This is a genomic window from Rhodovulum iodosum (genome assembly GCF_041020385.1).
GTDB classification, from domain to species: domain Bacteria; phylum Pseudomonadota; class Alphaproteobacteria; order Rhodobacterales; family Rhodobacteraceae; genus Rhodovulum; species Rhodovulum iodosum.
On the sequence record NZ_JBEHHI010000001.1, the window covers coordinates 1774963 to 1786637 of the forward strand.

General features: G+C 68.3%; 9 protein-coding genes. 5 read left to right on the forward strand and 4 right to left on the reverse strand.

The window, feature by feature from the left end; translation table 11 throughout:
• The first annotated feature begins 1 nt into the window (after window position 1).
• The gene (locus Ga0609869_RS08650; RefSeq protein WP_170168884.1) at window positions 2-1522 is read left to right on the forward strand and encodes a glycosyltransferase family protein; all 1521 of its coding nucleotides are present in this window, start codon (window positions 2-4) and stop codon (window positions 1520-1522) included.
• A gap of 51 nt (window positions 1523-1573) precedes the next feature.
• Here the strand turns inward: Ga0609869_RS08650 and Ga0609869_RS08655 are convergent, their stop codons facing one another.
• Entirely contained in the window at window positions 1574-2575 is a 1002-nt protein-coding gene (locus Ga0609869_RS08655) for a DUF2125 domain-containing protein (RefSeq protein ID WP_125408694.1), read from the reverse strand.
• 66 nt (window positions 2576-2641) lie between these two features.
• Between Ga0609869_RS08655 and Ga0609869_RS08660 the strand changes: the two genes are divergently transcribed.
• From Ga0609869_RS08660 to Ga0609869_RS08670, 3 genes are all read left to right on the forward strand, one after another.
• The gene (locus Ga0609869_RS08660) at window positions 2642-3187 is read left to right on the forward strand and encodes a gamma-glutamylcyclotransferase (protein WP_125408695.1); all 546 of its coding nucleotides are present in this window, start codon (window positions 2642-2644) and stop codon (window positions 3185-3187) included.
• Window positions 3188-3261: 74 nt separating this feature from the next.
• Entirely contained in the window at window positions 3262-4470 is a 1209-nt protein-coding gene (locus tag Ga0609869_RS08665; RefSeq protein WP_125408696.1) for a biopolymer transporter ExbB, read from the forward strand.
• A 4-nt stretch (window positions 4471-4474) separates the two neighbouring features.
• On the forward strand, window positions 4475-6547 hold the full coding sequence (locus Ga0609869_RS08670) for a peptidoglycan -binding protein (RefSeq protein ID WP_125408697.1): 2073 nt from the start codon (window positions 4475-4477) through the stop codon (window positions 6545-6547).
• Window position 6548: 1 nt separating this feature from the next.
• Here Ga0609869_RS08670 and Ga0609869_RS08675 read toward each other — a convergent pair whose 3' ends face one another.
• The 3 genes from Ga0609869_RS08675 to gloB all read right to left on the reverse strand — a co-directional run bounded on the left by Ga0609869_RS08675 (window position 6549) and on the right by gloB (window position 10785).
• Window positions 6549-7526 carry a M23 family metallopeptidase gene (locus tag Ga0609869_RS08675; RefSeq protein WP_342772259.1) on the reverse strand — a complete coding sequence of 326 codons (978 nt, stop codon included), beginning with the start codon at window positions 7524-7526 and terminating at the stop codon, window positions 6549-6551.
• Entirely contained in the window at window positions 7523-9856 is a 2334-nt protein-coding gene (gene clpA / locus Ga0609869_RS08680) for an ATP-dependent Clp protease ATP-binding subunit ClpA (protein ID WP_125408698.1), read from the reverse strand. The genes Ga0609869_RS08675 and clpA overlap by 4 nt, the downstream gene beginning before the upstream one ends.
• A gap of 161 nt (window positions 9857-10017) precedes the next feature.
• The gene (gene gloB / locus Ga0609869_RS08685) at window positions 10018-10785 is read right to left on the reverse strand and encodes a hydroxyacylglutathione hydrolase (RefSeq protein WP_125408699.1); all 768 of its coding nucleotides are present in this window, start codon (window positions 10783-10785) and stop codon (window positions 10018-10020) included.
• A gap of 62 nt (window positions 10786-10847) precedes the next feature.
• Here gloB and Ga0609869_RS08690 point away from each other — a divergent pair, with 62 nt between their 5' ends.
• A complete protein-coding gene (locus Ga0609869_RS08690) occupies window positions 10848-11594 on the forward strand; it encodes a class I SAM-dependent methyltransferase (protein ID WP_125408700.1) in 747 nt (248 codons plus the stop codon).
• Window positions 11595-11675 lie beyond the last annotated feature (81 nt).

Genomic DNA, 11675 nt, shown 5'->3' on the forward strand with positions numbered 1-11675 from the left:
CATGGTCCGGCGACATTGGGGTCTTTTCCTGGCCCTCGCCCTGGCGACGGCGATACTGCTGCCGTTCTCGGTCGTCGAGCTTGGGCGCGACCAGGCCAACTGGCTGACGGTCGCAATGGCGTTGGAGAATGGCAGCGTCATGTACCGCGATGTCGCGGTCGTGAACACGCCGGGCCTCGGCGTTCTGTTCGTGGCGGTCAACGCGCTTTTCGGAGATCCGCCACTGACCCCCTGGATCGTGCATCTTGCCGCGGTCCTGGCGACGATCACCGCCGGCTACCTGTGGGCCTACCATGCGCTCGGCCGGGCGGCGGCGATGGGCGCGGCCCTGCTCTGTGCGGTGCTCTGGCCGCAAACCATGGATTGGTGGAACATCGCGCAAAAGGATGGCGTGACCTTCGCCTTCGCGCTGATGGGCCTGGCGTTTCTGGCGATCGCTCCGCCTCGCAGGGGCTGGGCCATCGGGGCGGGGGCGTTGATGGCCGCCGCCGTCTTGACCAAGACGACCGGGGTGCTTTACGCGCTGCCCCTCGGCGTCCAGCTTTACTTTTCCAGCGGCAGCACGCGCCAGTTTGTCGTGCGCGCGCTCTGGTGCGTGGCGGGCGGGCTGGCCGTTCTTGCGCTCGCCGCGGCGTATCTCACGTGGCATTCCGCCTGGCAGGCGGCCTACATGTCGCTTTTTGGGCGCGCCTCCGCTTATGGAGGGTTCGCGCGGTATTCCGTGGCGGTGATGCTGGTACGGCTGTCGATCCTACTCGGGCGGGCGCTGGGCTTTACGCTGTTGCTGCCCGTCCTGTCGTTGGGCGCCGGCATTCGGAATGCCGCCCGCGTCCTGCCGCTTGGGCTGATGGTCGTGGTTGCGGTGCTCGGCTTCGTCCTGCAGGGGCGTGGCTGGACCTATCACAGCGTGCCGGTCACGGCCTCGGTCGCGCTGGCACTGGGCGCAGGTCTGGGCCTGCTTCTGGCCAATGCCAGTCGCATGAGATCGGTTATGGCGCTGGTGCTCGTCGTGCTGAGCCTGACCGCATCCTGGGCCCGATACGGCGAGCGATGGGTGCCCTACGCCAAGCGTTTGGCGGGGATCGTCCCGCAAGAGGCCATCGACCCGATGTTCGACGCCCCGGATTTTGCCGGCCCCGCCGAGTCGCGGGAGGTCGCGGCCTGGATAAGACAGGCGACGGAACCGACCGACCGCATCTTCGTCTGGGGCATGGAAAGCCAGCTTTACGTCTATTCGAACCGCATGTTCGTGGGCCCCAGTTTTGCCGACGCTCCGATCTGGCACCCGCAACTCGCCCCCCGGAACCCGGCGTATTTTCAAACCCAGCGCGCGAACTTCTTTGCCGCCCTGACGCGCACGCCCCCGGCGGTCTTCGTCGTTGCCCGCAACGATGCCAACCCGGTAGAGCCCTGGGCGTCGGACCGATCCTTGCGATCGCTTCCCGAGATCGTCGAGTTCATCGACAGCAACTACACGCTTGAGAAGACGACCGATCATTTTCTTGTCTACCGGCACCGGTAGTGTGGCCGAGGCGGTCGCCGCCACGCCAGGGCCGACGCCTGCGCTGTCGCCCTAGCGCAGCCTCAGGCGCGGCGCCTCGCCCAGCGGGACCGGCCCCAGGCGCATCCGCCCGTCACGCAGGACCAGCGTCGCGTCCAGCGTGTCGTCGCGGCCGGACAGACCGGCCAGAAGCCTCAACGCGATTTCCAGCTGGTCGGCCACGCCCTGGGGCAGGCTGCCCGCTGCCACCGCGAGGCGCAGCATCTCGCGCCAGTTCTCGGCCCTCAGCGCGATCTCGCCGCTGGCGCGGCCTTCGGCATCGACGGAAACCGACCCCGCCGCGTCGAAGGCCAGGTCGGCCCAACGGGCCTCGGCGCGTTTGAGCGTGATCGTGGTGATCTGCGGGCGCCGGTCCTCGATGGCCTGCCGGTCCCAGGGGGCGTCATAGTCGATCTCGGCGTCGATCGTGATCCGGTCGATCACCTCGGGCAGGACGCCCGCGGCCTCGATAAGCTGCATCAGGTCGGCCGAGAGACGCAGCGAGGTGGCCTCGGCCCCGAGGGCGCGTCCGTTTTCCAGCCCTGGGGCCGGGCGGCTGGCCAGAAGCGCGCGCTCGGCGGTCATGCCCCAGCCCGCGTCGGACTCAAGGCGCAGCCCTTCGCCGACGATCGAGGTCCGGTCGAGCCGCCAGTCGGTGTCGGGGACGAAGACGAAGCTGCCGCGCAACCGGTCGCTGGTCACGTCGATTTTCTGCCGCGGCGTTGCGAGGCGCTGTTCGGATGGCCAGGCGGCGATGAGGTGGTCGCGCTTGTAGATCAGTGCGAGGATCTGGAACTGCGGCATCTGCCAGGCGAGGCCGGTCTCTGGGTCGGCAAGCGCGAGATCGGTAAAGGTTGTGTCCAGCCGGTTGGGAAAGCCCCGGACGTCGAGGTCGGCGTAATCGGCCACCCAGCCCTCGGCCCGGCGCGCCTCGATCCAGTCGGCCAGCCCGGCCTCGCGCCGCTGGGCGCTGACCACCCAGAAGCCAGACCAGATCAGCGCCGCCGCGATGACCACCGTCAGAAGCGTGCGCATGACTGCCCCCCTTTCGCCCCGTACCGGGTTCGTGTTTACAGGGGGCCGCAACGGAGGACCAGTAAGATGGACGACGCGATGTGGGTCTTTGGCTATGGCTCGCTGATGTGGCACCCGGGCTTTGCGGTGGCCGAGCGGCGGCTGGCGCGGCTCGACGATTGGCATCGCAGTTTCTGCATGCGCTCGATCCACCATCGCGGCACGGTCGAGGCGCCCGGGCTGGTTCTGGCGCTGGACGCGGCGCCGGGCGGGGCCTGCCACGGGCTGGCGTTCCGAGTGACCGCCGGCGCCGAGGACGAAAGCCTCGCCTATCTGCGCGAGCGCGAGTTGATCTCGTCGGCCTATCTCGAAACGCGGCAGAGCGTTGAGTTGGCGGGGGGGCCGGTGGTCGAGGCGGTGACCTACGTGATCGACCCGGTGCACGAGCAGTATTGCGGCGGCCTGCCGCTGGAGGAACAGGCCGAGATCATCGCCCGGGCGATCGGCGGGCGCGGGCCCAACCGCGAATACCTGTTCAATACCGTCGCCCATCTCGACGAGTTGGGCATCGCCGATGCCGAACTGGCCTGGCTGGCGGCCCGTGTCGCCCAGATCACGGCGCCGCACGCATAGGGTCATTGCGTGTTGTGAGCCCTTGCCGAGTTGCCTACTGTGCAAGCGAAAATCAAAGGGCCGGGACCATTTTTATGGACATGACCGACCGCGAGGCCGAGCCGCAGTTTACACAGCCGCTGCGCCAGATCGTACTGATGCTTCTGGCGGTGGGGCTGTTTTCCTTCGGGGCCTATATAGCGTTTCCCAAGGTCGCGCCGGTCTTTCTGGCCAATCTCTACCTGAACGGCGCCATCCTGGTGGTTTTCCTGATCGGGGTGCTGGCCTGTTTCCTGCAGGTGTTTCAGCTGATCTCGTCGGTGAACTGGATCGAGGGCTTTACCCGGCGCAGTCCCGGCCACGGCATCGTGCGCGCGCCGCGCCTGCTGGCGCCCCTGGCGGCGCTCTTGCGTCGGCGCGGCGCGCGGATGCAGATCAACGCCACTTCGGCGCGGTCGATCCTCGAATCCGTCGCAACCCGGATCGAAGAGGCGCGCGATATCACGCGCTATATCGTCAACCTACTGATCTTTCTGGGGCTTCTGGGCACGTTCTACGGGCTGGCCACCACCGTTCCGGCTGTGGTCGAGACGATCCGCTCGCTCGCGCCGCAAGAGGGCGAGGGCGGGGTCGAGGTGTTTTCCCGCCTGATGACCGGGCTGGAGGCGCAGCTCGGCGGCATGGGAACGGCGTTTTCCTCGTCGCTTCTGGGCCTTGCGGGTTCGTTGGTGGTCGGCCTGCTGGAGCTTTTCGCCGGGCACGGGCAGAACCGGTTTTACCGCGAACTGGAGGAATGGCTCTCGACCATCACCCGGCTGGGCTTTTCCTCTGGCGATGGCGAGGTCGGCGAGACGGGGGCCGAGGCGGCCTTTGCCGAGGCGGTGCTGGAGCAGATGGACGCCCAGACCGAGGCCTTGCAGATCGCGCTGGCCCGTGCCGAGGAAACGCGCGGCCGCACGCTGGACCGGATGACGGCGCTGCACGGCGCGATCGAGCGGATGGCCACGCAGATGGAAGAGGGGCAGGGCGCGGGCGCTGTGGCCGCGCTGGACCGCGTTGCCCACGGTCAAGAGCGGCTGATCGGCCTGATCGAGGAGCAGGCCGCCGAGGCCGCATCCGCCGGCGGCGCGCATGTGGATGCCGAGGCGCGTATGCGCCTGCGCTCGATCGATGTGCAGCTCTTGCGCATCCTCGAAGAATTGTCGGCCGGCCGGCAGGAGGCGATCACCGAACTCAGGGGCGATATCGCGGCGCTGAACCGGGCCATCCGCCAGCTGGCCCGCGAGGACGACCGGTGGAGCTGACCCCATGCCGCTGACCCGTCGCACCGGCAACCGCTTTCAGGCCTCGATCTGGCCGGGTTTCGTCGATGCGATGACCGCGCTGCTGCTGGTGCTGATGTTCGTGCTGTCGATCTTCATGATCGTGCAGTTCATGCTGCGCGAGACGATCTCGGGCCAGCAAAGCGAGCTAAGCCAGCTCAACGCCGAACTGGCCGCCCTGGCCGAGGCGCTGGGCGTCGAGGAGGAGCGCGGCGCCCGGTTGCGGACCGAGGTGGGCCGGCTTGGCGCGGCGCTGTCCGACACGCAGCAAGAGGCTGCGGCGCAGGCCGCGCTGATCACCTCGCTCAACGCCCAGCTCGACGCGCAGGCTGCTGACCTGCAAGGCGCCGAGGCGCGGATTTCCGATTTCGAGGCCCAGGTGGCGCGGCTGATTTCCGAGCGCGACGCAGCGATCAGCGAGGGCGCGGAACTGCAAGGGCAGGTGGCCGAGCTGGAAGAGACGCGCGCGCGTCTCGTCGGCGAGCGGGCCGATTTGGAACAGGCGCTGGCCTCGGTGCGCTCCGAGCTCGACGCCGAGGCCGAGGCGGCGCGGCTGGCCGCGGCCCGGCGCGAGGCGCTGGAGGCGTTGGTGGCCGATCTCAGGCGGCGGCAGGCCGAGGCCGGGCAGGCGAACGAAGCGCTGACCGCGCGGGTCGACACGTTGCAGGCGGACCTGTCGGAGGAAGAGGCCGCGCGCCTGGCCGAAGCCGCCGCCGCCCAGGCGCTGCGCGAAGAGCTGAAGGGCGCCGAGGACGAGTTGACGGCGATGACGCTGGCGCTGGAAGAACAGCGCAGGCGCGCCGAGGAAACGCTGACCATGCTGGCCGCCGCCGAGGCCGCGCGCGACGATCTCGACGCGCAACTGGCGCAGGCGCTGTTGGCCCGCGAGGGGCTGGAGCAAGACCTCGCCGGGGTCGAGAACAGGCGCGCCGAAATGGCCGAGCGCATCGCCGCAATCGAGGCCGACCGCGACGACCTGGCCCAGCGTCTGGCGCTTGCGGTGTCGGCCCGCGAGGCGCTGCGCCAAGATCTGGAGGCGGCCGAGGCCACCGCGGCCGAGCGGGCCGAGGCCGTTGCAAATGCCCAAGAGGGGCGCCGCGCGACCGAGGCGGCGCTGCAAGAGGCCATAGCGGCGCGCAAGTCCGCCGAGGCGGAACTGGCCGCGTTGCGCGCGGCCAGTTCCGAGACCGAGGATGTCGAGCGTCAACTCGCCGCCGCGCTGGCCGCAAAGGTCGCCGCCGAAGAACGGGCCGCCCAGCGTCTGACCGAGGCCGAGCGCCGCGCCGCGCTCTTGGCCCAGGCCAACCGGGCGCTTGATGCGGAAGAGGCGAAATCGGCCGAGAGCCAGCGCAAGGTGACCTTGCTGAACCAGCAGATCGCCGCGCTGCGCGCCCAGCTGGGCAGTCTTCAGTCGCTGCTCGACGAGGCCGAGGGCCGTGATGCCCAGGCCAAGGTGCAGATCGAGAGCCTGGGTAACCGGCTGAACGCCGCGCTGGCGCAGGTCGCCTCGGAACAGCGCGCGCGGGCCGAGCTGGAAGAGGCCGAACGCAAACGGCTGGAGGAAGAGGCAAAGCGCCTCGCCGCCGAGGCCAGAAAGCTGGAGAACTACCGCTCGGAATTCTTCGGGCAGTTGCGCAGCCTTCTGGCCGGGCGCGAAGGGGTGCGCATTGTCGGCGACCGTTTCGCGTTTTCGTCCGAGGTGCTTTTTCAGCCCGCCTCGGCCCAGTTGGCCGACGAAGGGCGCGCGCAGATTGCCAATGTGGTGGAGATCCTGCGCGAGGTGTCCGACCAGATCCCGCCCGATATCGACTGGATTCTGCGGGTCGACGGGCACACCGACGATGTGCCGCTGATCGAGGGCGCGGAATACGCGGACAACTGGGAGCTCAGCCAGGCCCGCGCGCTGTCGGTGGTGCGCTACATGATCGACGATCTGGGCTTTCCGCCCCGGCGGCTGGCTGCCACGGGCTTTGGCGAATACCGCCCGGTCGACCCCGCCGACACGCCCGAGGCCCGGGCCCAGAACCGGCGGATCGAACTGAAACTGACCGAGCGGTGAGCTAGCCGCCGATGCGCAGCGTAACCGTGCGTTGGCCCAGCACCTCATCGCCGCGCATCAGCTGAGCCGTGCCGCGATAGGCCCCGTCGGGCCAGCCCCCGGCGGGCGGACGTCGCCCGGCAGCGCGGAAAAAGCGCACCTGCGCCCGGTCGAGCGTGGCACGGTGTTCGAAAATCCGTGCGCCGCCGGGACCGTCGATTTCAAACGCCACCGCGTCGCCCGCGCGCCCGCCAAAGGCATGGGCCCAGAGCACCAGCGCCGGCGCGCCGGCGGGCAGGGTGGCCGGCGAGGCAAGGCCCGCCTTGACCGCGTCAAAGCCCGGCACGGTGGTGGAAAACCCCGCGCCGACCAGCCCGCCGGGCGCATAGGGCAACGGGTTTTGCCAAAGCGGCGCTGCGGCGGCGCGGCCGCAGGTGGCGGGGCCCGATGCCGGGTCGAACGGATCGACCACGCGGCCGTCGCGGCGGACCGAAAGGTGGACGTGGGGAAATTCGGTGCGCCCGGACAGGCCGACCTGTCCCAGAACTGTCCCTTTTGCAACGCGCATCCCCTTGCGCACGGCGACGCTGCCTTCGCGCAGATGGCAGTATTGGGTTTCCCAGCCCTCGCCGTGGCTGACCACGACGCCGTTGCCGCAATCGCGCCCGTCCAGCGCCGGGGCGCCGGGCCGGTCCATGGCGATGTCGGGCATCCCGTCGCGGGTGGCCTTGACCGTGCCGGGCGCGACGGACAGCACGCTTACCCCGCGCGCCATGTCGGCCTCGGTTGGCAGCGCGAAATCGGTGCCCTTGTGGCCGTCATAGGTGAGCCCCCCGCAGGCGAAATCGGCCGCGCCGGGGCCCGGGTCGCGGTCGACGTAGTTCTGGATGAAACAGGTTTCGCCCAGGGTGCAGTCGATGGGCGGCGCCAAAGGAATGTCCCCCGCCACGGCGGGCGCGGCGAGGGACAATAGGGCGAGTATCGTTTTGGCGCGGATCACTCCGCGGTGAGAAGCGGCGGTTTCTTCGAGCCGATGCGCCGCTTTTCGGGTTCGGCGATGCGCAGGTCGATCTTGCCGTCCTTGACGCCCACCTTGACCACGCCACCCTCGGCGAGCTTGCCGAACAGCAACTCTTCGGCGAGCGGCTTCTTGATGTGCTCCTGGATGACGCGGCCCAGCGGGCGTGCGCCCATGCGGTCGTCGTAGCCCTTGTCGGCCAGCCATTCGGCGGCGGGCCGGGTCAGTTCGATCGTGACCGAGCGGTCCAGCAACTGGGCCTCGAGCTGGAGGACGAATTTCTCGACCACCTGCATGATGACCTCTTTCGGCAGCGGCGCGAACGAGATCACCGCGTCCAGCCGGTTGCGGAACTCGGGCGTGAAGGTGCGCTCGATCGCGGCGGTATCCTCGCCCTCGCGCCGCTCGCGGCCAAAGCCCACGGCGGCCTTGGCCTGCTCGGACGCGCCCGCGTTGGAAGTCATGATCAGGATCACGTTGCGGAAGTCGACGGTCCGGCCGTTATGGTCGGTCAGCTTGCCGTGGTCCATCACCTGCAACAGGATGTTGTAGACATCCGGGTGCGCCTTTTCGATCTCGTCGAGCAGCAGCACGCAGTGCGGGTGCTGGTCGACCCCGTCGGTCAGAAGGCCGCCCTGGTCGAAGCCGACATAGCCCGGCGGTGCGCCGATCAGGCGGCTGACCGCATGTTTCTCCATGTATTCCGACATGTCGAAGCGCAGCAGCTCGACCCCCAGGGTGCTGGCCAGTTGCTTGGCCACCTCGGTCTTGCCGACGCCCGTGGGGCCGGCGAAGAGGTAGTTGCCGATCGGCTTTTCGGGTTCGCGCAGGCCGGCGCGGGCCAGCTTGATCGCCGAGGACAGCGCCTCGATCGCGTTGTCCTGTCCGAACACCACGCGCTTGAGCGACTTTTCCAGATCCTTGAGCACCTCGGCGTCGTCCTTGGAGACGCTCTTGGGCGGGATGCGCGCGATCTTGGCGACCACGGTTTCGATCTGGGGCGAGTCGATCGTCTTGGCCCGGTCATCCTCGGCCAGCAGGTGCTGCGCCGCGCCGGCCTCGTCGATCACGTCGATGGCCTTGTCGGGCAGCTTGCGGTCGTGGATGTAGCGCGCCGACAGTTCGACCGCCGACTTGATCGCCTCGGGGGTGTAGCTGACATCGTGGTGCTTTTCGAAATACGGCTTGATCCCTTCGAGGATCTTGACCGCGTCATCCACCGACGGCTCGTTGACGTCGATCTTCTGGAACCGGCGGGACAGTGCGCGGTCCTTTTCGAAATGCTGGCGGAACTCCTTGTAGGTGGTCGAGCCCATGCAGCGCAGCTTGCCGCCCTGCAGCGCGGGCTTGAGCAGGTTGGACGCATCCATCGCGCCGCCCGAGGTGGCGCCGGCGCCGATCACCGTGTGGATCTCGTCGATGAAGAGGATCGCGTCGGGATGCTCTTCCAACTCGTTCACCACGGCCTTCAGCCGCTCTTCGAAATCGCCGCGGTAGCGCGTGCCGGCCAAGAGCGCGCCCATGTCGAGCGAGTAGATCGTGGAGTTGGCCAGCACCTCCGGGGTTTCGCCCGACACGATCTTGCGGGCCAGCCCCTCGGCGATGGCGGTCTTGCCGACGCCGGGGTCGCCCACCAGCAGCGGGTTGTTCTTGCGCCGCCGGCATAGCACCTGGATGCAGCGCTCGACCTCGTGCTCGCGCCCGATCAGCGGGTCGACATCGCCTTTCTGGGCCTTGGCGTTGAGATCGACGCAATACTTGGCCAGCGCGGATTCGCGGTTTTCGGCCTCTTCGGCCGGGTTGGCGCCGGCCTGGCTTTCCTCTTCGAACTCGCTTGCCCCCGAGACTGGGCGGGTTTCGCCGAAGGTGGGATCCTTGGCCACGCCATGGGCGATGAAGTTGACCGCGTCGTAGCGCGTCATGTCCTGCTCTTGCAGGAAATAGGCGGCGTTCGATTCACGTTCGGCAAAGATCGCGACCAACACGTTGGCCCCGGTCACCTCGGTGCGGCCCGAGCTTTGGACATGGATCGCGGCGCGCTGGATCACCCTTTGGAAGGCCGCCGTCGGAACCGCCTCGGAGCCCTCGATATCGGTGACCAAAGTGGACAACTCGTCATCGATGAACTCCACGAGTGTCGAGCGCAGCTTTTCCAGGTCGACCGAACACGCCTTCATCACCTTGGCGGCGTCGGGTTCGTCGATCAGCGCCAGAAGCAGATGCTCCAGCGTGGCCAGCTCGTGGCGCCGGGCGTTGGCCAGCGCGAGCGCGGCATGGATGGCTTGCTCGAGTGTATTCGAAAACGAAGGCACGTGGAGTGCTCCTTTCCTGGGGTCGAGGGGGGCGTGGCCCCGTCCCGACCGTGGCCTCATGATAACAGACTTCGGTGTTTGCAGGCCCGCTTCAAGTATTTTCTGTTCACATCTGTACCTCACTCTTGGAAACGCCCTAAAAAAAGGCGCTGTTTGGCGGGTTAGAACCGGTCTTTCCGCGCGCGGATCTCGGCGAAGACGGCGGCATCGGGCGCCTCGGCCATGCCCAGTGTGGCTTTCACCTCGGGCAGCCGGGCGCGCAGGAAGGGGTTGGTCGCCAGTTCCTCGGACAGCGGCACCGGCACCGTGGGCCGGCCCGCCGCGCGGGTTTCGGCGATGCGATCGGCCCGGGCGGCCAGATCGGGATTATCGGGTTCGATCGTCTTGGCAAAGCGGGCATTGGCGGTGGCGTATTCGTGCCCGGAATAGACCAGTGTCTCGGGCGGCAGGGCCGCGAGCTTCGACAGGCTCTGCCACATCATCTCGGGCGTGCCCTCGAACACCCGTCCGCATCCCAGCGCCATCAGGCTGTCGGCGGTGAAGACCGCCGCGCTGTCGGGGAAGTGGAACGCGATATGTCCCACGGTATGACCCGAGACATCCAGCACATGGGCGGTTTGCGATCCGACCTCGACGCGGTCGCCCTCGGCCACGGCCTTGTCGAGCCGGGGCAGGCGGCCTGAATCCGCGGCCGCCCCGATGACCTGCGCGCCATGGGCGCTGCGCAGCGCCTCGACACCGCCGACATGGTCGTGGTGGTGGTGCGTGATGAGAATGCTGTCGAGACCCCAGCGCCGCTCTGCGAGGGCCAGTTCGATGGGGCCGGATTCGGGCGCGTCGACAACCGCGGTCGTCCCGCTGGCCGGATCATGCAGCAGATAGGCGTAGTTGTCGGACAGGCAGGGGACGGTGACGATCTCAAGAGGCATGGCAAATCCGCTCCGTATCTCTATCTTTACCCCGAGAGTTGCCGATCCCGAGGTGGACCGCAATGCACCTGGACGTGCTGGACCTGAGGAATTTCTACTACCGCACCAATCTGGGGCGCGTGGCGCAAAGGGCCATACGCGATCAGGTGGTGGCGCTGTGGCCCGAAGCCAAGGGGCAGACCGTCGCCGGGTTCGGATTTGCCGTGCCGCTCTTGCGCCCTTTCCTGCCCGACGCGCGGCGGGTGGTCGGGCTGATGCCGGGCCAGCAGGGGGTGATGCCCTGGCCGGCGGGCAAGCCCAATGTCACTGCCCTGGTCGAGGAGACGGCCTGGCCGCTGCCCGACGGGCTGGTCGATAAGCTGATGCTGCTTCATGGGCTGGAAACCAGCGAGAACCCGAGCGCGGTTCTGGAAGAAGCGTCGCGCGTGCTGGGGCCGGGCGGGCGGATGCTGGTCATCGTGCCCAACCGGTCGGGCCTGTGGGCGCGGCGCGACAAGACACCGTTCGGCTTTGGCCGGCCCTACACGCCTGGACAGCTCGACGCGCAGCTTCGCAACCACGGCTTCGAGCCGCAGCACAGCGGTGCCGCCCTCTTCGCGCCGCCCAGCGAGCGGCGATTCTGGCTGCGCAGCGCCGCGATGTGGGAACGCGCGGGCCAGCGCGCGTCTGCCTATTACGCGGGCGGGGTGCTGATTGTGGAGGCGACAAAACGGGTATACCGGCCGACCGGCAGCGTGGTAAAGGACACCATGGCGCGCCCGCTGCGGGTGCTTGAAGGGTTGCCCGCGCCGGGGGCAGAACCGGCCTGAAGGCCCGGCGAGCCAAGAAAACAAGGCTGGGGCCGGGTGCGGCCCGAAGTGGCCGACACGCAGCGATTTTCGCCCCTGCGC

Bases quoted from the DNA above. Each gene is read 5' to 3' on its own strand.
- Ga0609869_RS08660 (WP_125408695.1), top strand. From the start codon at position 2,642: ATGGACGACGCGATGTGGGTCTTTGGCTATGGCTCGCTGATGTGGCAC.
- Ga0609869_RS08650 (WP_170168884.1), top strand. From the start codon at position 2: ATGGTCCGGCGACATTGGGGTCTTTTCCTGGCCCTCGCCCTGGCGACG.
- Ga0609869_RS08665 (WP_125408696.1), top strand. From the start codon at position 3,262: ATGGACATGACCGACCGCGAGGCCGAGCCGCAGTTTACACAGCCGCTG.
- Ga0609869_RS08655 (WP_125408694.1), bottom strand. From the start codon at position 2,575: ATGCGCACGCTTCTGACGGTGGTCATCGCGGCGGCGCTGATCTGGTCT.
- gloB (WP_125408699.1), bottom strand. From the start codon at position 10,785: ATGCCTCTTGAGATCGTCACCGTCCCCTGCCTGTCCGACAACTACGCC.
- Ga0609869_RS08670 (WP_125408697.1), top strand. From the start codon at position 4,475: ATGCCGCTGACCCGTCGCACCGGCAACCGCTTTCAGGCCTCGATCTGG.
- Ga0609869_RS08690 (WP_125408700.1), top strand. From the start codon at position 10,848: ATGCACCTGGACGTGCTGGACCTGAGGAATTTCTACTACCGCACCAAT.